This is a genomic window from Streptomyces sp. NPDC060035, from assembly GCF_042736635.1.
Classification (GTDB): Bacteria; Actinomycetota; Actinomycetes; order Streptomycetales; family Streptomycetaceae; genus Streptomyces.
The window spans coordinates 40,038-62,282 of sequence record NZ_JBHWVO010000012.1 but is presented as its reverse complement, the minus strand read 5'-3'; the positions used below and the strand labels follow the sequence as shown (position 1 = coordinate 62,282).

Here is a 22,245-nt window from a genome sequence, read left to right as displayed (position 1 = left end):
GCTGTCCCCTCCACTGCTCGTGCCCGGGGCTGTTGCCGGGGCGCCGGGGCCCGCGGCGGTGCCGCTCGTGCCCCGGGACTCCCGGACGGTACGGCGTGGAGGCCGGGCCTGTCAGGCGCTCTCGGCGACGAGTTGGCGGACCGCGTCCGCGAACGCCTCGCCCCGCTTGTTGTAGTTGACGAACATGTCCATCGAGGCACAGGCCGGTGCCAGCAGTACGGTGTCGCCCGGCCGGGCGAGCCGTGCCGCTTCCCGGACCGCTTCGGACATCGCCCCAGTGTCGGTCCGGTCGAGGTCGACCACCGGTACCTCGGGGGCGTGTCGCGCCAGGGCTTCGCGGATCAGCGCCCGGTCGGCGCCCATCAGCACGACGCCCCTCAGGCGCTTGGCGGCCCCGGTCACCAGCTCGTCGAAAGCGGCGCCCTTGGCGAGGCCGCCGGCGATCCAGACGATCGGGTCGTAGGCCGCGAGGGAGGCCTCGGCGGCGTGGGTGTTGGTCGCCTTGGAGTCGTCGATGTAGGTGACCCGGTCGACGTCCGCGATGTGCTCGATGCGGTGGGCGTCGGGGCGGAAGGCCCGCAGCCCGTCGCGTACGGCGGCGGGCTCCACCCCGAAGGCGCGGGCGAGGGCCGCGGCGGCGAGGGCGTTGGCGATGTTGTGCGGAGCCGGCGGATTGATGTCGGAGACCTCCGCGAGCTCCTGCGCCTGCTTCTGGCGGCCGGCCACGAAGGCCCGGTCGACGAGGATGCCGTCCACCACGCCGAGCTGCGAGGGACCCGGCGTACCGAGGGTGAAGCCGATCGCCCGGCAGCCCTCCTCCACGTCGGCCTCGCGCACCAGGTCCTCGGTCGCGCCGTCCTGTGCGTTGTAGACACAGGCGATGCGGTTGCCCTCGTAGATCCGGCCCTTGTCGGCGGCGTACGCGGACATGGAGCCGTGCCAGTCCAGGTGGTCCGGGGCCAGGTTGAGCACGGCCGCGGAGTGGGCGCGCAGCGAGGGCGTCCAGTGCAGCTGGTAGCTGGAGAGCTCGACGGCGAGCACGTCGTACGTCTCCTCGCCGAGGACCGCGTCCAGGAGCGAGACGCCGATGTTGCCGACCGCGGCGGTGCGCAGGCCGGCCGCCTCCAGGATCGAGGCGAGCATCCGCACGGTCGTGGTCTTGCCGTTGGTTCCGGTGACCGCGAGCCAGGGTGCGGCGTCGGGCCCCCGCAGCCGCCAGGCGAGTTCGACGTCGCCCCAGACGGGGACGCCCGCCTCGGCGGCTGCCAGGAAGAGCGGCTTTCCGGGCTTCCAGCCGGGGGCCGTGACGATGAGTTCGGTGGACCCGGGCAGGGTCGCCCCGTCGCCGAGGCGCACGGTGATGCCGAGCGCCTCCAGTTCTGCGGCCTCGACGCGGGAGCGCTCGTCGTCGCCGTCGTTGACGACAGTGACCAGCGCCCCGCGCTCGTGGAGGGCGCGGGCCGCGGGGATACCGCTGACGCCGAGCCCGGCGACGGTGACGTGTTTGCCCTGCCAGTCCGCGTTGCTCACTTCTTGGCTGCCCATCCTGCGTAGAAGAGGCCGAGTCCGACGATCACGCACATGCCCTGGATGATCCAGAAGCGGACCACGACAAGGACTTCGGACCACCCCTTGAGTTCGAAGTGGTGCTGGAGCGGTGCCATCCGGAAGACCCGTTTGCCGGTCATCTTGAACGAGCCGACCTGGATGACCACGGACATGGTGATCATCACGAAGAGGCCGCCGAGGAGGGCGAGCAGGAACTCCGTGCGGGAGCAGATCGCGAGGCCCGCGAGCGCGCCGCCCAGGGCGAGCGAACCGGTGTCGCCCATGAAGATCTTCGCGGGCGAGGTGTTCCACCACAGGAAGCCGAAGCAGGCGCCCATGAGCGCCGAGGCGACGACCGCGAGGTCGAGTGGGTCACGTACCTCGAAGCAGGCTTCGGGGTTGGTCAGCGTGTTCGCGTTGGCGCAGGACTCCTGGAACTGCCACAGCCCGATGAAGGTGTACGCACCGAAGACCATCACCGACGCGCCGGTGGCCAGGCCGTCCAGACCGTCCGTCAGGTTCACGCCGTTGGACATGGCGAGAATCATGAACAGCGCCCAGACGCAGAAGAGCACCGGTCCGATGGACCAGCCGAAGTCCTCGACGAACGAGAGCCGGGTGGATGCCGGGGTGTTGCCCCGGATGTCCGCGAACTGGAGGGAGAGCACCGCGAACGCGATGCCGACGATCAGCTGGCCGGCCATCTTGGCCTTGGCCCGCAGACCCAGCGAACGCTGCTTGACGATCTTGATGTAGTCGTCGAGGAAGCCGACGAGGCCCATTCCCGCCATCAGGAACAGGACGAGGACGCCGGAGAAGCGCATCTCCTCGCCGGTGATCACCTTCGCCAGGACGTACGCGATGATCGTCGCCAGGATGAAGGCGATACCACCCATGGTGGGCGTGCCCTGCTTGCTGCCGTGGGAACGCGGGCCGTCGTCCCGGATGAACTGCCCGTAGCCCTTGCGGGCCAGGAGTTTGATCAGCAGCGGAGTGCCGACCAGGGTCAGAAAGAGCCCTATGGCTCCTGCGAAGAGGATCTGCCTCATCGGACGGCGCCCTCGCCCTCGGTCGCGTTCTCCAGCAGTGCCAGGGCGACCTTTTCCAGGCCGACCGACCGGGACGCCTTCACCAGCACGACGTCTCCCGGGCGCAGTTCACTGCGCAACAGGTCGACGGCCGCCTGTGCGTCGGACACGTGCACCGACTCCTCACCCCACGAACCCTCGTTATATGCGCCCAGTTGCAGCCAGGAGGCTTCTCTTCCTCCGACAGCGACGAGCTTGCTGACGTTGAGCCGGACGGCGAGCCGTCCGACAGCGTCGTGCTCGGCGAGCGACGCGTCGCCGAGCTCGGCCATCTGACCGAGCACCGCCCACGTACGTCCCCCTCCTGCCCGTGAGGCTCTGCCCATGGCAGCCAGCGCACGCAGTGCGGCTCTCATGGATTCGGGGTTCGCGTTGTAGGCGTCATTGACGACCGTCACACCGTCCGGACGCTCGGTGACCTCCATGCGCCAGCGGGAGAGGGAGCCCGCCCCGGAGAGCGCCTCGGCGATCTCAGTCACGGACATGCCCAACTCATGGGCGACGGCGGCCGCGGCGAGCGCGTTCGACACGTGGTGCTCACCGTACAGGCGCAAGGTCACGTCGCTGCACCCGGTGGGTGTGTGGAGCGCGAAAGCGGGGCGGCCGTCGTCCGTGAGCCGGACGTTCTCTCCCCGTACGTCCGCATCCGGGGCCTCTCCGAAGAGGACCACCCGCGCTTTTGTGCGGGCGGCCATGGCCCGCACGAGCGGATCGTCGGCGTTGAGCACGGCGACGCCGTCCTCGGGGAGGACCTCCACGAGCTCGCCCTTGGCTTGGGCGATCGCCTCCCGGCTGCCGAACTCACCGATGTGGGCGGTTCCCACGTTGAGGACCAGGCCGATCCTCGGCGGGGTGAGGTCGGCGAGATAGCGGATGTGGCCGATGCCGCGGGCGCCCATCTCGAGGACGAGATGTCGGGTTTCCGCGGTGGCGCGCAGCGCGGTGAGCGGCAGGCCGATCTCGTTGTTGAGCGAGCCCGGGGTCCAGACGGTGGGTGCCTTGCGCTCCAGGAGCTGGGCGATCAGATCCTTGGTGGAGGTCTTTCCGGCCGATCCGGTGAGCGCGACGACGGTCGTGCCGAGGCGCTCGACGACCGCGCGGGCGAGGGTGCCGAGCGCCGATACGACGTCGTCCACGACGATCGCCGGAACACCGACGGGGCGGGCGGCGAGCACGGCCACCGCGCCCGCCTCGAAGGCGCGCTGCGCGTAGTCGTGGCCGTCGACCCGCTCGCCGGCGAACGCGGCGAACAGTGCGCCTTGCTGCACCTCTCGGGAGTCGATGACGACGGGGCCGGTGACGGTGAGGGTCCGGTCCGGTATGTCGTGCGGCTGCCCGCCGACGATTTCGGCGATCTCGGCGAGTGAAAGGGCGATCACTTGGTCATCCCTGACTGTTGTTCTCGTGGGTGTGTGCGCGGCCCTCGGGGGCGTGCACGGCGCTCGTGCGTCCCCTGGAGCGCTCGATGGCCTGGCGCAGGACCAGACGGTCGTCGAAGGGGCGTACCACGCCGTGGATGTCCTGGCCCTGCTCGTGTCCCTTTCCGGCCACCAGTACGGTGTCGCCGGGTTCGGCGCGTGCGACCGCCGCGGCGATGGCGGCGGCCCGGTCCGCGTCGACGAGAACGTCGCCGCGTTCGTGGACGGGCACCTCGGCGGCGCCCAGAAGCATCGCGGCAAGGATGGCCAGGGGGTCCTCGGAGCGCGGGTTGTCCGAGGTCAGAACGGCGGTGTCGGCGAGCCGGGCCGCCGCGGCACCCATCGGACCGCGTTTCGTCGTGTCACGGTCGCCGCCGCAGCCGAGCACGATGTGCACCCTGCCCTCGGTGACCTTCTGCAGGGAGCGCAGGACGGATTCGACGGCGTCGGTCTTGTGCGCGTAGTCGACGACCGCGAGGTACGGCTGTCCGGCGTCGACGCGTTCCAGTCGGCCGGGGACACCGGGGACCGCCGCGACGCCGTCGGCGGCGGTCTGCGGGTCGACGCCCGCGACGGCCAGGGTGACGATCGCGGCGAGGGTGTTGGCGACGTTGAACGGGCCGGGCAGCGGGGCCTTCGCGGTGATCTGCTCGCCCTTGGGGCCGATCACGGTGAAGGTGCTGCTCTGCGGGCCGACTTCGACGTCCCCTGCGCGCCAGTCCGCGTCCGGGTGGCCCTCGGCGGAGAAGGTGACGACCGGGACGGACGCCTCCGTGACCAGCCTGCGGCCGTATTCGTCATCGAAGTTGACCACGCCCAGCCTGCTGCGGTGCGGCGTGAACAGCCGCGCCTTGGCCTGGAAGTAGTCCTCCATACCGGAGTGGAACTCCATGTGCTCCGGGCTGAGGTTGTTGAACACGGCCACGTCGAAGACACAGCCGTCGACCCGGCCGAGCATCAGAGCGTGGCTGGAGACCTCCATGGCCACCGCCTCGACACCGCGTTCGCGCATGACGGCGAACAGCGCCTGGAGATCGGTGGCTTCCGGGGTGGTGCGTTCGGACTTGATGCGCTCGTCGCCGATGCGCATCTCGACCGTGCCGATCAGGCCCGTACTGCGTCCGGCTCCGCGCAGGCCGCCCTCGACCAGGTACGCGGTGGTGGTCTTGCCGGATGTGCCGGTGATGCCGATCTGGAGGAGGCCGACGCCGGGCCGGCCGTAGATCTCGGCGGCGATGTCGCCCATCCGGCCGCGTGGGTCCTCGGTGACCAGGACCGGGATTCCGGTGGCGGCGGCGCGGTCGGCACCCGCCGGGTCGGTGAGGATCGCGGCCGCACCGAGACCCGCGGCCTGGGCGGCGAAGTCGGCGCCGTGGAAGCGGGCACCGGGCAGAGCCGCGTACACGTCCCCCGGGCGCACGGCCCGCGAGTCGTGGGTGATGCCGGTGACCTCACCGGCTTCTTGCGGTCCGGCGCCGAGCCGGGCTGCCAGCTCTCCGAGGGAAGTCGGCCGGAGCCGGTCCGGTCGGGGCGCTCCCGGATAGTTCACAGGCGCGTCCTTCTGAGTGGTTTGGAACTGATCAGCGTGGGGCACGGCGGTGAGCGTACCGGGCGGACCCGGCCTCTCGCGAAGCGAGGGGCCGGGTTTGCGGTACTTCTCGTTCCGGTTCCAGGGATCCGGGGTGATGGTCGTCACTGAGGCATTTCCGAGTCATTCGCCGGGCTTGAAGGACACCGGCAGCCTGGCGGGATCGCTGCCGGACGGTGCGGTCTGGAGGGTCTTCAGCGCGAACTCCATGACCTTCTTGTAGATCGGACCGCAGATCTGGCCGCCGAAGTAGCTGCCCTTGGTGGGGTTCTGGATCGCGCAGTAGACGGTGACCTGCGGGTCGTCGGCCGGGGCGAAGCCCGCGAAGGACGCGGTGTAGCCCTTGTAGATGCCGCGCACAGGGTCCACACGGTTGGCCGTACCGGTCTTGCCCGCGACGCGGTAGCCCGGAATGTGAGCCTTGGCTCCGGTGCCCTCCCGGTCCTCGACCACGGACTCGAGCATGTTCGCCAGGGTCTTGGCGGTCTTCTCGCTGACCACCCGGGTCCGTTCGGGGGCGGCCCCCGCGGTGTAGCGGCCGTCCGCGCCCTTGGTGCCGCGGACGAGGGTCGGCTCGACCCTGACCCCGCCGTTGGCGATGGCCTGGTACACCGACGCGGCCTGCATGGCGTTGAGCGAGAGGCCCTGGCCGAACGGGATGGTGTACTGCTGCGAGGTCGACCAGTCCTGCGGCTTGGCGAGGATGCCGGGCGACTCGCCCGGGTAGTCGAGCCCCGTGGTGCTGCCGATACCGAATTTACGCAGGTACGAGTACAGGACCTTGTTGGCCTCGGTCTGTGTCCTGCCGAGCTGTCCGGTGGCCAGAATGGTGCCGATGTTGCTCGATTTGGCGAGTACGCCGTTGAGCGTGAGGTACCACGTGGGGTGGTCGATGTCGTCCCTGAACAGCCGGTCCCCCCGGTGCAGCCGGTTGGGGACGGTGACATGCGTATCGGGCGTTGCGGCCCCCTCCTCCAGTACCGCGGCCATGGACATGACCTTGCTGGTGGAGCCGGGCTCGTACACGTCCTGGAGTGCCGCGTTGCCGAGGGCCGCGGAGTTGACCTGCGAGAGGTCGTTCGGGTCGTAGCCGGGGGCGTTCGCCATGGCCAGTACCTCGCCGGTCCTCGTGTTCTGGACGATCACATAGCCGCGGTCCGCCTCGGACTTCTTCACCTGGTCGGCGATGGCCCGCTGGGCGGCCCACTGGATGTCGCGGTCGATGGTCAGCTCGATGTCGGTGCCCGCGACGGCCGGAATCTCCTTGGTACCCGCCGTCGGTACGGGGCGGCCGCCGGCCTGGGCATACCGGATCTTTCCGTTCTCGCCCTCGAGCTGTCCGTTCAGCTGGGCCTCCAGGCCGCCGCCGCCCTTGCCCTCGGCATTGACGAATCCCAGTATTCCGGCGGCGAGATCGCCGTTCGGGTAGACCCGCTTGGTGGTGGGCTCCTGGAGGACACCGGCGAGTACGTTCGCTCCCGGGCCGCCGTCGGCCTTGTCCTTCGCCGCCTTCTCGGCGAATGCGGACTTGAGGTCCTTGATCTGCTTCCAGACCTGCGGGGTCTGCCGCCGGGCCAGCACGGTGTAGCGGATCTTGGGGGCCGAGAGCTTCTTCGTCAGCTCCCGGGCGTCCTTGCCGAGGATCGGGGCGAGCAGCGCCGCCGCCTGCTGCGGCGCGTCGGGGGCCTTGCTGTCCTCGGGGGTGAACAACTTGGGATCGGCCGTGATGTCGTGCGCGTCGACGCTGGTTGCCAGCGCGATGCCCCTGCGGTCGGTGATCTCACCGCGCTCGGCGGCGATCGTGTACTCGAGATAGCGGTTCTTCTCGGCCTTGGCCGAGTACGCGCCGGCGTCGACCGCCTGGACCTGGAGCAGCCGGACGACGAACGCCAGCATGACGAGCGTCAGGCAGAGGCTGATCAGGCGCAGCCGCGGGCGGGGGCTGCCCAGGCGGATGGACTGCGGGGAGCCGCCACGCGACGCCCTTCCCCGCGGGCGCCGCGACTGCGGGCGCGGGCGCCCCGCGCCGGGACGGGCGGCGGGCCGGGGCCGCCCGGATCCGCCTGCCGCTTTACGGGGGCGCGCAGGGCCGGGTACACGGCGGCGCGGCGGTTCCTTGGACGGCACTGCGTCACCTGCCGGGGCTCGTCGGGGGCGAAGTCGTGGGGGTCGTGGACGGCGCCGAGGTGGAAGCGGCACCGGAGGGCTCCGACGGTACGGACCCGGACGGCGGGGCGACGGCCGGCGGCGAGGCCGCGCTGCCGGACGGGCTCGCATCAGGCTTGGGGGCGGCCGCGGGGGACGGCTCCTCGGTGATGCGTTCCGAAACGCCGCGGATGGTGCCGTCCGGGTTCAGGAAAGCCGGGCTGCCCCCGGGCACCATTCCGAGTTCCCGGGCGCGCCGTTCCAGCGCGTCCGGCTCCGAGTAGCTGTCGACGTCGCGCTGCAGGGCCTGCTGCTCATCGGTGAGGTCGGTTGTCTCCCGCTTCAGCTTGCTCAGCCTGAACGATCCTTCGTTGAGCGCCGAGTTCAGCAGGAGCAGCGAGATCAGGCCACCGGCGAGGAGCAGCACGACCAGCAGGACGAAGGGGGTGCGGGCCGCCGTGCTCGGCCCCGACGGCATCAGCCGGGCGAGCCTCCCTGCCCGCCCCTTCATCTGCTCGGCCGCCTTGGTCACCGCAGTGCCCCCGCCTTCCCCGGTGCCGCACCGGGGCGGCGGAGCGCGCTCATCGCTCCTCCTCGCGGATCCGCTGGGCGCCGCGCAACCGGGCGGGGGCGGCCCGCCGGTTCTCGGCGACCTCCTCCTCGGTGGGCAGTTCCGCGCCGCGGGTCAGCAGCTTCAGCCGGGGCTGGTAGCGCTCGGGGACGACGGGCAGACCGGGCGGCGCCGTGTTGGCCGCGCCGGCCGCGAAGACCTGCTTGACCAGCCGGTCCTCCAGCGAGTGGTACGAGAGGACGGCGATGCGGCCGCCCACCGCGAGGCTCCGCACAGCAGCCGGAACGGCCCGCTCCAGGACGGTGAGCTCACCGTTGACCTCGATACGCAGCGCCTGGAAGGTGCGCTTGGCCGGATTGCCCCCGGTTCGCTTGGCGGCCTGGGGAAGGGAGTCGCGGATCAGCTCCACGAGGCGGGCGCTGTTGCTGAAGGGTTCCTTCTCGCGCTCGCGTACGACGGCGGAGACGATCCGCTTGGCCTGCTTCTCCTCTCCGTATGCGCGGAGAATCCGTACGAGCTCACCCGGCGCGTAGGTGTTGAGCACCTCGGCCGCGCCGATGCCGGTCGTCTGGTCCATGCGCATGTCGAGCGGGGCGTCCTGGGCGTACGCGAATCCGCGGTCGGCCTCGTCAAGTTGCATGGAGGAGACGCCGAGGTCGAACAGCACGCCCTGGACCTTGGGGACACCCAGCCGGTCGAGAACCTCGGGCAGCTCGTCGTAGACGGCGTGGACCAGGGTGGCCCGGTCGCCGTACGGGGCGAGGCGCTCGCCGGAGAGCCGCAGCGCCTCCTTGTCACGGTCCAGTGCGATCAGCCGGGCCGTCGGGAAGGTGGCGAGCAGTGCCTCGCTGTGCCCGCCGAGCCCGAGGGTGCAGTCCACAACCACAGGCGGCGGCCCTGTCACCTCCAGAGCCGGGGCCAACAGGTCCAGGCACCGCTGGAGCATCACCGGGACATGTCGGGTCTGGCTCAATGCGCCCTCTCAGGCTCAGTCCCGTGTGGCTGCACGTGCGGCCTGGTCCCCGCCCGCTCGGAAGGGGAGGTCCGCCGGCGCCGGGGAAGAGGCGTCGGCCGACCGGCGAGCGGGAGAGGGCCGGGCCGCATGTACGCCGCACATCACGGGGAATTCGAAACGTGCTGAAATATGCAGAATGTGCAGGCGTGTCGGTAACTTCGCGTCACTTTAGTCCACCCTGCCATTCGATCGATTCCCGATCAACGAACCGGACAGCGCGTCGCACCACCCTCTGCAGGCCCGGGTCTCACCCGTGCGGGTGCAGGACCGTGAGGCTTGTGGGTTACCTCACAACAAGCCACGTTGACGTTCTTTGTCCCCTTCCACAGCACGCCGACGGCGACTGCGAGAGCTAACGTCATAGCCATGTCGACTTCCGCGCAGTCTTCCGCCGAGCCCATCGCTTCCGCCGCAGGCGCGGCCCGTTCGGGCGGCACGGTCACCGACCGGCTGGTCGAAGCGAACGCCCGTTATGCAGACGCGTTCGGCGATCCCGGCATGGACGCACGCCCGGTGCTCCGCGTCGCCGTGGTCGCCTGCATGGACGCGCGTATCGACCTCCACGACGCACTCGGTCTGGAACTCGGCGACTGTCACACCATCCGCAATGCGGGCGGTGTGGTCACCGACGACGTCATCCGGTCGCTGACCATCAGCCAGCGGGCGCTCGGCACCCGCAGCGTCATACTCATCCACCACACGAACTGCGGCCTCGAATCGCTCACCGAGGACTTCCGGCAGGAACTGGAGCACGAGGTCGGACAGCGGCCGGTCTGGGCGGTGGAGTCCTTCAAGGACGCCGACCAGGACGTACGGCAGTCCATGCAGCGCGTACGCACCTCTCCGTTCCTCCCGCACACGGACGACATCCGGGGTTTCGTCTTCGACGTGACCACCGGTCTGCTCCGCGAGATTCTTCCCGCCTCCTGACCCTCCGGCCACGGCTCGCCCGTCGACATACGGGCCACACCTGACATATCGCACCCACTTATCCACAGGCGAGTGACACGAAGCGGTAACGGCAACAAGAATGCGGGTGTGACACCTCTCCGGGTCTTCCGGGAGGTGTCCGTATTTCGGGGCGGGCCGGGGCAGCTTTGCATGTCGGCCCGTGCACAAGGGGCCGAGGAGGGCCGGGTGACGACCTATGACGATCGAGCGAGCCTCACAGATCTGACCACCACAGCGGAGCAGGTGCGCAGGTCGGTGGAGGGTGTGATCGAGGGCAAGCCTGAGGTCGTACGGCTTTCGCTGACCGTATTGCTCGCGGAGGGACACCTCCTTATCGAAGATGTGCCCGGGGTCGGCAAGACGATGCTGGCCAAGGCGCTGGCGCGGTCCATCGACTGCTCGGTGCGGCGTATCCAGTTCACGCCCGACCTGCTGCCCTCGGACATCACCGGGGTGTCGATCTTCGATCAGCAGCGACGGGAGTTCGAGTTCAAGCCGGGCGCGATCTTCGCCCAGATCGTGATCGGCGACGAGATCAACCGCGCATCGCCCAAGACCCAGTCCGCGCTGCTGGAGTCGATGGAGGAACGCCAGGTCACGATCGACGGCCAGACCTACGAACTGCCCAACCCGTTCATGGTCGTGGCCACCCAGAACCCGGTGGAGATGGAAGGCACGTATCCGCTGCCCGAGGCGCAGCGCGACCGGTTCATGGCCCGGGTGTCGATCGGCTATCCCAGCCCGGAGGCCGAGCTCCAGATGCTGGACGTGCACGGCGGGGTCTCACCGCTGGACGACCTGCAGCCCGTGGCGCACGCCCACGACATCGTGAAGCTGATCGACGCGGTGCGCATGGTCCATGTGGCCGATTCCGTGCGCCGGTACGCGGTGGACCTCGTCGGGGCCACCCGTCAGCACCCGGATCTCAGACTCGGGGCCTCGCCCCGCGCGACCCTGCATCTCCTGCGTGCGGCAAAGGCATCGGCGGCCCTCAGCGGGCGCGAGTACGCCCTGCCCGACGACGTCCAGGCGCTCGCGGTGGCCGTGCTCGCGCACCGGCTGCTGCCCACGGCCCAGGCCCAGCTCAACCGCCGCACGGCGGAGCAGGTCGTGCTGGAGATCCTTCAGCGCATCCCCGTGCCGACGTCGGGTGCCGCCACGGCCGCCACGGCCGCCACTGCTGCCCCGGCGCAGCTGCAGCACCAGCCCGGCCGCCCGGTCTACGGCCAGCAGCCCGGCCTACGGCGGCTGTGATGGCGGCCGGGGTGCCCGGTCCCGTGGACGACGGCGACGACAAGGGCAGCCTGCGTGCCGCTCTGAGCGGCCTGACAACCCGGGGGCGGTCCTTTCTCGCCGCCGGTGTCGCCGCTGCGGTCTGCGCCTACGTGCTGGGCCAGGGCGACCTGCTGCGGGTCGGACTGCTGCTGGCGGTGCTGCCCCTGGTCTGCGTGACGGTGCTCCACCGCACCCACTACCGGGTCGCGGGCAGCCGGCGGCTGTCGCCGTCCCGGGTTCCCACAGGTTCGGAGGCCCGGGTCCACCTGCGGATGGACAACCTGTCCCGGCTGCCCACGGGCCTGCTGATGCTCCAGGACCGGGTGCCGTACGTGCTGGGCCCCCGGCCCCGCTTCGTACTCGACCGGGTGGAGGCGGGCGGCAAGCGCGAGGTCTCCTACCGGGTCCGGTCCGATCTGCGCGGCCGCTATCCGCTCGGTCCGCTGCAGCTGCGGCTCAGCGATCCGTTCGGGATGTGCGAGCTGACCCGCTCCTTCAGCGCGTACGACACCCTCGTCGTCATACCGCGCACAGAGACCCTTCCGACGCTGAAGCTGGCGGGCGAGGCTTCCGGATACGGCGACGGCCGGCAGCGTTCACTGGCACTGGCCGGCGAGGACGACATCATTCCCCGCGGTTACCGGCACGGGGACGACATGCGGCGGGTGCACTGGCGCTCCACCGCGCGCTACGGCGAGCTGATGGTGCGTCGCGAGGAGCAGCCGCAGCGGGCCAGGTGCACGGTCCTGCTGGACACCCGGCGGATCGCGTACCGGGGGGCCGGGCCGGACTCCGCCTTCGAGTGGGCGGTGTCCGCAGCGGCCTCCGTACTGGTGCACATGCTGGAGCGCGGCTTCGCCGTACGTCTGCTGACGGACAACGGCAGCGCCGTGCCGGGTGAGGGTTCCGACGGATTCGCCGGGTCGACCCCGGGCTCCGCGGACTCGGCGGGTCTGATGATGGACACCCTCGCAGTCGTCGACCACTCCGACGGGGGCGGTCTGTCCCGTGCCTACGCCGTGCTGCGCGGGGGCAACGAGGGCCTTCTGCTGGGGTTCTTCGGCGATCTGGACGAGGAGCAGGCGGCGGTGGCGGCCCGGATGCGGCAGCGAAGCGGCGCCGCAGTCGCGTTCGTGCTGGACAGTTCCGACTGGATGCGCGGCGGGGACAGGGACGATGTGTCTCCCGCGCCGGCCGAGGGCCGGCTGCGGCTGCTGCGCGAGGCGGGCTGGACAGCGGTGGCGGTGCCACCCGGGGTGGAGTTCGCCCGGCTGTGGCAGCAGGCCGGCAGCCCACAGTCAGCAGCGGCCGGCGGGACGACGGGGTTCTCTGGGGGATGGTCATGAGCGGTCGGGCTCGGCTGGCGCTGTGCGCCTTTGTGGCGACGCTGATGGCGGCCGGGTCTCTGATCCCGCTGGTCGAATCGGCGAAGTGGCTCTTCCAGGCCGCTTTCCTGCTGGGGATCCAGAGCGGTGTGGGTGCGCTCGCCCGCCGGGTGCCCCTCGCACGGGTTCTGACGATCTCCGCGCAGGTGCTGGTCACGCTGCTGCTGCTGACGATGGCGTTCGCCGGGGAACAGGCGCTGTTCGGCGTGCTGCCCGGGCCCGAGGCCGTGCAGCGGCTGGCGGATCTGCTGACGACGGGCGCCGACGACGTCGGCAGGTACGCCATCCCCGCGCCGGCGACGGACGGTATCCGGCTGATGCTGATCGGCGGGGTGCTGCTGATCGGGCTCGCCGTGGATGCACTCGCGGTGACCTTCCGTACCGCGGCGCCGGCCGGGCTGCCCCTGCTGGCGCTCTACTCGGTCGCTGCGGGGCTCGGCGACGGAGGAGCGGGCTGGCTCTGGTTCCTGCTCGCCGCGTGCGGGTACCTGCTCCTTCTGCTGGCCGAGGGCCGTGACCGGCTGTCCCAGTGGGGGCGGGTCTTCGGCGGCATGTCGCCCTCGTCGGGCGGTCCGGCGGCCGGGCTGGAAGGGTCGTCGGGCCCTCCGGCACCGGTCCGCACCGGGCGTCGCATCGGTGCGGTCGCGCTGGGCATCGCCCTGGTGGTCCCTGCGGCGCTGCCCGCTCTGGACGGCGGGCTGCTGGACGGCAGCGGCGGCGGCACGGGCAAGGGCAGCGGCGGGGGCACGATCTCCGCGGTCAACCCGCTGGTCTCGCTGCAGAACAATCTGAACCAGCCGGAGAACCGGGAGGTGATGTCGTACCGCACCAACTCGGCGAACCCCGAGGACTTCTATCTGCGCATCCAGGCCCTGGACCAGTTCAACGGGAGTGAGTGGCGGCCTTCGACCCGCCGCCTGAAGGACGTGCCGGACCGGCTGCCGCAGCCGGCCGGGCTGGGCTCCGACGTCACGGTCACGGAGATCCGGACGAACATCTCCGCTTCGCGCTCGTACCAGCAGACGTACCTGCCGCTCCCCTATCCGGCGAGCGAGGTGGACATCGGCGGTCGCTGGCGATACGAACCGGAGGGACGCACCCTCGTCGGGGACGACGGCCAGACGACACGTGGCGCCCGGTACGAGGTCAGCAGTCTGGTCGTGGAGCCGACGGCCGAACAGCTCGCCGGGGCACTGGCTCCGCGTTCGGAGCTGGCGCGCGAGTACACCCGGGTTCCCGGCTCGCTGCCCGAGGTGGTCCTGAAGACCGCCGAACGGGTGACGAAGGGGGCGGCCAACGACTACGAGCGGGCCGTCAAACTGCAGGACTGGTTCACCTCGGGAGGCGGCTTCCGTTACGACACGACGGTGACGTCGGGGACCGGAACGGCGGCGATCGAGCGGTTCCTCAAGCACAAGGAAGGCTTCTGCGTCCACTTCTCGTTCACGATGGCCGCGATGGCCAGGACGCTGGGCATTCCGGCCCGGGTCGCGGTGGGCTTCACACCCGGCACGGTCCAGGCGGACGGTTCCGTATCGGTCGGGCTGCGCGATGCGCACGCCTGGCCCGAGCTGTACTTCGAGGGCGTGGGCTGGACCCGCTTCGAGCCGACCCCGTCCCGGGGCACCACCCCCTCGTACACCCGGCAGGACGAATCCCCGGATGACACGGACGATCCGGCGCAGCCGTCGGCAGGAGCCTCTGCCGCACCCACGGCCGTCCCGTCCGCCTCGGAGTCGTGCCCGGCGCAGATGCGCCGCCAGGGCGAGTGCGGTGTGTCGGCAGCTTCCGGCGCGGTGGACTCCGCAGACCCGGGGGCGCCGACGGGAACCATCGTGCTGGTGGTGCTCGGCGCCCTCCTGGTGCTCGTGACCCCGTTCCTGCCGATGTTCTGGCGTCTTCGTGCCCGTGCACGGAGGCTGGGTTCCTCCGGGGGCCGTACGCCTGCGGATGCCACAGCCGGAGTCATGGCCGCGTGGCGGGAGCTCACCGACACGGCCTGGGACCACGGTGTCGAACCCGACGAGTCGCAGACCCCTCGCAAGGCGGCGGCGCGCGTCGTGCGGCTGGGGAAGCTCGACGGCACGGCGGCGGCCGCGGCCCACCGGGTGGCGGGTGCGGTGGAGCAGGTGTTGTACGCACCCGTGCCCCTGGCAGCCGCCGGTTCGGCCGAGGATGTCCTGGTCGTACGGGCAGGGCTGCGTGCCTCGGCCGGGCGCCTGGGCCGGCTGCGCGCGACGGTCGCACCCCGTTCGGCTGTTCGGGTGATCTGGGCGGTCTCGGAACGCCTCGCGGCCTTCCGCGGTCGGTGGGCGAACCGTCCGCGCCGTGAGGGCTGGGCCGCCCGCCTGCGCCGCCCCTCACCCATGAGTCCTGCAGCAAGTTTCGGTGTTCACGGTCCGGATCAGGGGCCGGGCGGGCCGACGCCTATCGGACCGAGGTGTTCACTGGCCCTGTTCGTCGCGGCGGCGCTGCCACCGTTGCTCGATCCGGTTCATCATCGACCGGCGCTGCCTGGGATGTCGGCGTTCGCCTCCGCCCCCGCTCTCGCTCCCCGCCTGCGGCTGCTCGCCGGGCTTGGGCGCTTTGCGCCACCCGGTGACAACCAGCACGGCGCAGCCCAGCATGACGAGGAATCCCACCACGCTGATCCAGGTCTGCTTAAAGACCATTCCGGCCATGAGGAGCGCGATACCCACCAGAAAACCGACCACCGCCTGGTAGACCCGTCGCCGGGTGTACCTGCGCAGCCCGCTTCCCTCAAGCGCTGTCGCGAACTTGGGATCTTCGGCGTACAGCGCTCGCTCCATCTGCTCGAGCATTCGCTGCTCGTGCTCCGAGAGCGGCACGGAGTCCTCCTCGTCGTCGGCCGCGGGGGGCGACCGGTATGCGGCCCTTCCAGAATAGGCAGGGATTCGCCCCCGTGAAACCCGCCCTCTAGCCTTAGCCAGTCCGGACCGCCATGTCGGTCCGGCTGCTGAGGCGTAGATTCCCCGACGGCCGATCCGTCATGCCGGATGGTGTCACCCGATCATACGGGGCCCGCGCCCCGATCGGGTGTTCTGGGCAGTACTCCGTCTGCAGCTGCGTTGCTGATCAGCCGTGTTCCGGTCGCTCCACGGACACGTATCGGCTGTGTCCTGTCATGACTCAGACGCGCTTCTCGCCCAGAACGTGCAGCTGGGTCGCCACCGAATGGAAGGCGGGCAGTTCCGCGACGGCGGCCTCCAGCCTCAGGAGCGCTTCCATCGCGCCGGACTCGGTATCCACGAGAGCGCCCGGCACGAGATCGGCGAAGACCCGCACACCGTGGACCGCGCCGACCTCGACGCCTGCGGCCACGACCAGCTCGACGAGCTGGTCGGCGGTGAACCTGCGGGGCACGGGGTCGCCCTCCCCCCAGCGTCCCGCCGGGTCCGTCAGCGCCTGCCTGGCCTCGGTGAAGTGGCCGGCGAGGGCGCGGGCCAGAACGGCGCCGCCGAGCCCGGCGCCCAGCAGGCTGAGCGCCCCGGACGGACGGAGCGCGTCGACCGCGTTCCGTACGCCTTCGGCGGGGTCGTCCACGTACTCCAGGACGCCATGGCACAGGACCGCGTCGTAGCCGGCGCGCTCCACCACGTCGAACAGGCCGAGGATGTCGCCCTGGACCCCTCGGACCCGGTCGGCCACCCCGGCCTCGGCCGCGCGGCGCTCCAGCGCGAACAGCGCGTTGGGGCTGGGGTCGACGACGGTGACCCGGTGACCGAGACGGGCGACGGGCACCGCGAAGTTGCCGGTGCCGCCGCCTGTGTCCAGCACGTCCAGGGCGTCCCTGCCGGTCACCTTGACGCGACGCTCGAGAGCGTCCTTCAGGACGTCCCAGACCACGGCGGTACGGAGGGAGGCACGGGGGCGCAGCTGGTCCGACACGGCAGATGACTCCTCGGCAGGGTGCCGCCACGGACGGCGGAGCGTGAACGGTGCAGGTGGTACGGGTGCTCTCCACCCTATTGCCTCGCACCGCCGTCCCGGTCACCCCGCGTCATTGCCTCGCACCGCCGTCCCGGTCACCCCGCGTCGGACCACCTCTCGGCCTGCTACCGGGGCCGGTCCTTCCGTGGCTGCGGAAGGACCGGCTGGAGCACCAGGAGCCGCTCGACCAGGCGCAGGAACATGCCGGCGTCCCTCAGCAGATCGTCGGCGTCACGGCTGGTGGCCGCGCCCGGTATACCGGCCTCCGCGCGGGCCCTGCGCCGGGCCCCGGAAGCGAACAGGGCGCTCCATTCGGTGAGTTCCGGGGCGATTTCCGGAAGGACTTCCCAGGCGCTGCGGATCCTCTCCCGGCGGCGCCTGCTGGTTTCGGGACGGCCACGGGCGGCGAGCACGGCGGCTGCGGTGCGCAGCGCGGCAAGGTGAGCGGTGGCATACCGCTCGTTCGGCACGTCGAGAACGGCGGCCTCGTCCAGGCCGGAACGGGCCTGGGCGAGCAGATCGAGAGCGGCGGGCGGCGCAGTGGTGCGACGCATAACGGGGTGGACGTCGGTTGCCGGACCGGTCAGTGAGGGGGCAGGGCTGCCTGCGCGGCGCCGTGGAGCGGCGGCTGCGGACGAGCTGGCCATGACGAACCTCCTGTCGTCGTGTGACGGCTTCGTGGCCGTATGTGTCCATCGTGGAGGCCACCACTGACAATTCCTTCCGAACTGCCGCTGACCTGGCACTTTGCTTCGAGTGCAAGTTCGGGCTAGGTTTTTTGCACTGACCGGTCAGTGCAAAAGACGGGGGTGAGGCTGTGGACGGCCCGAACGGGGCGGAAGTGAGCGCCGAGGACTTCGGACTGAAAGGGCCGCGCGGCTGGGCTTTCCGGGGCGTGGACTTCACCGCGGATCCCGGAACGCTCGTCGCGATCGAGGGTCCGTCCGGCTCGGGTCGCACCTGCCTGCTGCTCGCGCTCACCGGCCGGATGCGCTCCACGCAGGGGCACGCGGAGGTCGGCGGACTCCGCCTGCCGGGTCGGCTCGGAGCCGTTCGCAGGATCAGCGCGCTGGGCCCGGTGTCCGGGGTCAGTGAACTCGACCACGCCCTCACCGTCGCCGAGCATCTGCGTGAACGGGCCCTGCTGCAGCGCCGCTTCGACAGCTCGTTCCGCGCCCTGCTGCAGCCCCGCGCCCGGCGGGCCGCGACGGCCCGGGCCACCGTCGATGCCGCGCTGGATGCCGTCGGCCTGGACCCCTCGGTCCTGCCCAAGGCCGAACGTACCGCCGTACGGGACCTGGAGCGCCTCGAGGCGCTGCGGCTGTCCCTCGCCCTCGCACTGATGGCCCGGCCCCGGCTCCTCGCGGTGGACGACACCGACCTCAAGCTCTCCGACGCGGACCGGGCCGAGGCCTGGGAGCTGCTGCGCACCCTCGCGGGCGGCGGGACGACGGTGCTCGCCGTGTGCAGCGAGGCACCCGAGGGCGCGTTCACCGTACGCACGGGAACACCCGCCACAAGCGTGCCGCGGCCCGGGGCGGCCGACGCCTCCACGACAGAGGACGACACCACGACCGGAGAGGGGACGGCCGATGCGATCGCCGAAACTGGCCGCGCTTGAGCTGAAGCGATTCGGCAGGGGCCGGATGCCACGGGCCGCCCTGGTGGCGCTTCTGCTGCTTCCCCTGCTGTACGGCGCCCTGTATCTGTGGTCCTTCTGGGATCCGTACGGGCGGCTCGACAAGATCCCCGTCGCACTCGTCAACAACGACAAGGGTGCGAGCGCCGAGGGCAGGCGCGTCGTGGCCGGTGACGAGATCGCCGGCAGGCTGCTCGACTCCAAGGTCTTCGACTGGCACGAGGTCGACCCGGCCGAGGCCCGCAGGGGCGTCGAGGACGGAACGTACTACCTCTCGCTGACCATGCCGTCCGACTTCAGCGAGCGGATCGCCTCCAGTTCCGGTGACTCCCCCGAGGCCGGCGCCCTGCAGGTCCGTACGAACGATGCCAACAACTACATCGTCGGGCAGATCTCCCGGACCGTGTTCGCCGAGGTCCGCAGCGCCGCATCGACGAAGGCCTCGCGCGGTTTCCTCGACCGGATCTTCATCAACTTCTCCGGTCTCCATGACGCGACGGCGAAGGCGGCCAAGGGCGCCGACGACCTCAAGGGCGGCATCACCAAGGCGAAGAAGGGCTCGAAGGACCTCGCGGACGGGCTCAAGGACGCCAAGGCGGGCAGTGGCACGCTGTCCGGCGGAATCGTCAAGCTCGACAAGGGCGCCGGCGACCTGGAGACCGGATCCCGGCAGGTCGCCGCCGGGACCCAGCTCCTCGCCGACAAGGTCAACAAGGTCGCTGCCGATGTCCGTCCGTTCCTGAAGGACAACGGCAGGACGATCGGGGACACGGCCCGGCTGGTCGCCGACTCCTCCAGGACCGTGCGGGACAACCTCGACCTGCTGGTCGAGGCCGCGCCCGCGGCGTCGGCCGCCGCCCACGCGGCCTCCGACGACCTGTCCGAGGTCTATCGCATCCGCTGCACGGAGCAGCCGCTGCCCGACCCCGGAGTCTGCCCGCAGCTGAAGCGCGCCAAGACCGCGGCGGCCGATGTCGCGGAGGTCTCCGACGACCTGAACACTCTGGTCACCAACCAGAACGGGGACCTGAAGAAGCTGCGCGCCCAGCTGACCACCCTGCAGAAGCAGGCCGACGCCCTCGCCAAGCGCTCGCCGAACCTGGACACGGACCTGGAGTCCGCCGTCACGAAGATCAACTCGCTCAACACCGGTGCCCACAAGGTCGCCAAGGGCGCCGACGCACTCCACACCGGACTGGGCACCGCGAAGACCGGGTCCGCGAAGCTGGACACCGGACTCGGAAAGCTCAAGAAGGGGGCCAAGAACCTGGACAGCGGGCTGTTCCGGCTCGGTGACGGGTCCGCGACCCTGGCCCAGGGGCTGAACGACGGTGTCGGCAGGATCCCCGACTACGACAAGAAGGACCGCGACGCCCGTACCGGTGTCATGGCCGACCCCGTACAGCTGGCCTCCTCGTCGCTGCACGCAGCTCCCAATTACGGCACCGGCTTCGCCCCGTACTTCATCCCGCTCTCCCTCTGGGTGGGCGCGATGGTGGCGTACATGCTGATCCAGCCGCTCAACCGGCGTGCGCTCGCCGCCGGGGCCCCGGCCTGGCGCATCGCCTTCGCCGGCTGGCTGCCGGTCGCCGCGATCGGCCTGCTCCAGGTCGTCGCCCTGATGTCCGTGCTGCACTGGCGGCTCGGCCTCCAGATGGAGCACGCCGCCGGGACGATCGGCTTCCTGGCTCTGGTCACCTGCTGCTTCGCCGCGATCGTCCAGTGGCTGAACGCCCGCTTCGGCGCGGCGGGACGGATCCTCGTGCTGGCGGTGCTGATGCTCCAGCTGACCTCGGCCGGGGGCACGTACCCCGTCCAGACCAGCCCGGCCTTCTTCGGCGCGGTCCACCCCTATCTGCCGATGACGTACGTCGTGGAGGGGCTGCGCAGGCTGATCACGGGCGGCGGTCTCGGCCCGGTCTGGCAGGCGTGTGCCGTGCTGCTGGCCTTCACCGCGGGCGCACTGGCGCTGACCGCCCTCTCGGCCCACCGCAAGCAGGTGTGGACCCTGGACCGGCTGCATCCGGAGCTCAGTCTGTGAGTGCGCCGGGACCTGTGAGAATCGACCGTATGGACAGCAGTAGCACCACACGCCGCCAGGCCACGCGGCAGAAGCTCTACGAGGCGGCTGTGACCCTCATCGCGGAGAAGGGCTTCTCGGCGACGACGGTGGACGAGATCGCCGAGCGTGCCGGGGTGGCCAAGGGCACGGTCTACTACAACTTCAAGAGCAAGACCGAGCTCTTCGAGGAGCTGCTGCGGCACGGGGTCGGACTGCTCACGCAGTCCCTCCGCTCCGCCGCGGAGGAGACCGACGAGCGCAGCGGCACCCGGGTGGAGGCGCTGGACGCGATGATCAGGGCCGGTCTGGTCTTCATCGACCGCTACCCGGCCTTCACCCAGCTGTACGTCGCTGAGCTCTGGCGCACCAACCGCGCGTGGCAGTCGACCCTCCTGGTGCTGCGCCAGGAGGCCGTGGCGGTGGTCGAGGAGGTGCTTCGGGAGGGCGTCGCCAACGGTGAGCTCAGCGAGGAGATCGACATCCAGCTGACGGCCGCCGCGCTCGTGGGGATGGTCCTGGTGGCGGCCCTCGACTGGCAGGCGTTCCAGCCGGAGCGGTCGATCGACGATGTGCACTCCGCCCTGTCCCTGCTGCTGCACGGCCGGGTCAGCGGGCGCTGAGGAGCACGCGGGAACAGTCCGGCACACACGAAGACGCCGGTCCGGTGGAATTCGATCCCCCTCGAATTCCACCGGACCGGCGTCTTCGGTGATTCCGCGGTGCCCTCCCCCGTGACCCCGATCCCCCGTGGTCCCCGGGCTCCGCGTCGTGCACCCCCGTTGCGTCCGGGGTGCCGCGCCGTTCCGCCGCCCCGTGTCGGCGGTCCTGGCGCTGCGCCCCTTCCGTGGACTCCACTCTGCCGTCCGTGCAGGTGAGGGCCCATCCGCGTCCCTACTCATCTCCCCCACTAGGTACGGATACTCAGAGCTGTGTGCGGGGGCCCACCCGGGGCGGACGGCGACTGGTTACGATCGCGTCCGTGTCGGTACTCCCCCTGGTGTTCACGAGCGGCTGGGCGAGCGGGATCAACGCCTATGCGGTGGTCCTGCTGTTCGGCATCTTCGGCGCGACCGGCCTCACCGACGAGGTGCCCGAGTCGCTGCAGCGCACCGATGTGCTCGTGGCGGCCGGAGTGCTCTTCCTGTGCGAGGCGGTGGCCGACAAGATCCCCTATGTGGACTCGGCCTGGGACGCGGTGCACACCGTGGTACGTCCGGTCGCCGGGGCAGTCGTAGCGGCGCTGCTGGCGGGCGAGAGCGGATCACTGCCGGAGCTCGCGGCCGCGGCGGTCGGCGGTTCCACCGCGCTGATGAGCCATCTGGTGAAGGCGGGCACCAGGATGGCGGTCAACACCTCGCCCGAGCCGTTCAGCAACGTCGCGGTCAGCGTCGCGGAGGATCTCGGCGTCGCCGGGATCATCACGTTCGCCGTCTTCAACCCCGTGGCGGCTGCCGTCATCGCCGCGACGCTGCTGGTGCTCGGCCTGGTGATACTGGTCTTCCTCGCCTCGCGCATCCGCCGCTTCCTGCGTCGCAGAGCACAGCGTCACGAAGAGAAACGCATGGCCGGAGCGGGCAGGTAGTGGCCTCACGAGTGAGCTGTCGGTGCC

17 protein-coding genes and 1 pseudogene are annotated in these 22,245 nt (G+C 70.7%); 8 read left to right on the top strand and 10 right to left on the bottom strand.

Annotated elements, in window-relative coordinates; translation table 11 throughout:
- Positions 1 to 111 precede the first annotated feature (111 nt).
- From murD to rsmH, 7 genes are read right to left on the bottom strand one after another with little or no spacing between them, the layout of a single operon-like run.
- Positions 112 to 1,530 (bottom strand): UDP-N-acetylmuramoyl-L-alanine--D-glutamate ligase, encoded by a 1,419-nt coding sequence (gene murD, locus ACFWBQ_RS20295; protein ID WP_385491057.1) that lies wholly within the window; start codon positions 1,528 to 1,530, stop codon positions 112 to 114.
- Positions 1,527 to 2,597, bottom strand: a complete 1,071-nt coding sequence (mraY, locus tag ACFWBQ_RS20290) for a phospho-N-acetylmuramoyl-pentapeptide-transferase (RefSeq protein ID WP_385490674.1) — start codon at positions 2,595 to 2,597, stop codon at positions 1,527 to 1,529. The genes murD and mraY overlap by 4 nt, the downstream gene beginning before the upstream one ends.
- Complete coding sequence (gene murF, locus ACFWBQ_RS20285; protein WP_385490671.1) at positions 2,594 to 4,015, bottom strand: UDP-N-acetylmuramoyl-tripeptide--D-alanyl-D-alanine ligase; 1,422 nt, start codon at positions 4,013 to 4,015, stop codon at positions 2,594 to 2,596. Before murF ends, mraY begins: the two co-directional genes overlap by 4 nt.
- A gap of 4 nt (positions 4,016 to 4,019) precedes the next feature.
- Positions 4,020 to 5,750 (bottom strand): UDP-N-acetylmuramoyl-L-alanyl-D-glutamate--2,6-diaminopimelate ligase, encoded by a 1,731-nt coding sequence (locus tag ACFWBQ_RS20280; protein WP_385490668.1) that lies wholly within the window; start codon positions 5,748 to 5,750, stop codon positions 4,020 to 4,022.
- A gap of 15 nt (positions 5,751 to 5,765) precedes the next feature.
- The gene (locus ACFWBQ_RS20275; protein ID WP_385490665.1) at positions 5,766 to 7,769 is read right to left on the bottom strand and encodes a peptidoglycan D,D-transpeptidase FtsI family protein; all 2,004 of its coding nucleotides are present in this window, start codon (positions 7,767 to 7,769) and stop codon (positions 5,766 to 5,768) included.
- A gap of 4 nt (positions 7,770 to 7,773) precedes the next feature.
- Entirely contained in the window at positions 7,774 to 8,319 is a 546-nt protein-coding gene (locus tag ACFWBQ_RS20270) for a septum formation initiator family protein (protein WP_385490663.1), read from the bottom strand.
- Between the two features lie 49 nt (positions 8,320 to 8,368).
- Entirely contained in the window at positions 8,369 to 9,331 is a 963-nt protein-coding gene (gene rsmH / locus ACFWBQ_RS20265; RefSeq protein WP_385490660.1) for a 16S rRNA (cytosine(1402)-N(4))-methyltransferase RsmH, read from the bottom strand.
- 408 nt (positions 9,332 to 9,739) lie between these two features.
- On the opposite strand from rsmH, the gene ACFWBQ_RS20260 reads away from it, so the two are divergent.
- The 4 genes and pseudogenes from ACFWBQ_RS20260 to ACFWBQ_RS20245 all read left to right on the top strand — a co-directional run.
- A complete protein-coding gene (locus ACFWBQ_RS20260; RefSeq protein ID WP_385490657.1) occupies positions 9,740 to 10,303 on the top strand; it encodes a beta-class carbonic anhydrase in 564 nt (187 codons plus the stop codon).
- Between the two features lie 207 nt (positions 10,304 to 10,510).
- A complete protein-coding gene (locus ACFWBQ_RS20255) occupies positions 10,511 to 11,578 on the top strand; it encodes an AAA family ATPase (protein ID WP_385490655.1) in 1,068 nt (355 codons plus the stop codon).
- A complete protein-coding gene (locus ACFWBQ_RS20250) occupies positions 11,578 to 12,945 on the top strand; it encodes a DUF58 domain-containing protein (RefSeq protein ID WP_385490653.1) in 1,368 nt (455 codons plus the stop codon). The genes ACFWBQ_RS20255 and ACFWBQ_RS20250 overlap by 1 nt, the downstream gene beginning before the upstream one ends.
- Positions 12,942 to 15,347: pseudogene (locus ACFWBQ_RS20245) on the top strand (transglutaminaseTgpA domain-containing protein); the annotation flags it as partial. The gene ACFWBQ_RS20250 and the pseudogene ACFWBQ_RS20245, both read left to right, overlap by 4 nt.
- Positions 15,348 to 15,428: 81 nt before the next feature.
- On the opposite strand, the gene ACFWBQ_RS20240 reads toward ACFWBQ_RS20245, so the two are convergent.
- From ACFWBQ_RS20240 to ACFWBQ_RS20230, 3 genes are all read right to left on the bottom strand, one after another.
- Positions 15,429 to 15,833: a DUF3040 domain-containing protein gene (locus ACFWBQ_RS20240; RefSeq protein ID WP_385491054.1), complete on the bottom strand. Its 405-nt coding sequence runs from the start codon at positions 15,831 to 15,833 to the stop codon at positions 15,429 to 15,431.
- Between the two features lie 301 nt (positions 15,834 to 16,134).
- A complete protein-coding gene (locus ACFWBQ_RS20235) occupies positions 16,135 to 16,893 on the bottom strand; it encodes a class I SAM-dependent methyltransferase (RefSeq protein ID WP_385490650.1) in 759 nt (252 codons plus the stop codon).
- Between the two features lie 167 nt (positions 16,894 to 17,060).
- Positions 17,061 to 17,582 (bottom strand): SAV_6107 family HEPN domain-containing protein, encoded by a 522-nt coding sequence (locus ACFWBQ_RS20230; protein ID WP_385490647.1) that lies wholly within the window; start codon positions 17,580 to 17,582, stop codon positions 17,061 to 17,063.
- A gap of 170 nt (positions 17,583 to 17,752) precedes the next feature.
- Between ACFWBQ_RS20230 and ACFWBQ_RS20225 the strand changes: the two genes are divergently transcribed.
- The 4 genes from ACFWBQ_RS20225 (at position 17,753) to ACFWBQ_RS20210 (ending at position 22,218) form a co-directional block, all read left to right on the top strand.
- Entirely contained in the window at positions 17,753 to 18,556 is an 804-nt protein-coding gene (locus tag ACFWBQ_RS20225; RefSeq protein ID WP_385490645.1) for an ATP-binding cassette domain-containing protein, read from the top strand.
- A complete protein-coding gene (locus tag ACFWBQ_RS20220) occupies positions 18,528 to 20,615 on the top strand; it encodes a YhgE/Pip family protein (protein WP_385490642.1) in 2,088 nt (695 codons plus the stop codon). The genes ACFWBQ_RS20225 and ACFWBQ_RS20220 overlap by 29 nt, the downstream gene beginning before the upstream one ends.
- Before the next feature lie 29 nt (positions 20,616 to 20,644).
- A complete protein-coding gene (locus ACFWBQ_RS20215; RefSeq protein WP_385490640.1) occupies positions 20,645 to 21,256 on the top strand; it encodes a TetR/AcrR family transcriptional regulator in 612 nt (203 codons plus the stop codon).
- A 359-nt stretch (positions 21,257 to 21,615) separates the two neighbouring features.
- Positions 21,616 to 22,218: a DUF4126 domain-containing protein gene (locus ACFWBQ_RS20210; RefSeq protein WP_385490638.1), complete on the top strand. Its 603-nt coding sequence runs from the start codon at positions 21,616 to 21,618 to the stop codon at positions 22,216 to 22,218.
- Positions 22,219 to 22,245: the final 27 nt, after the last annotated feature.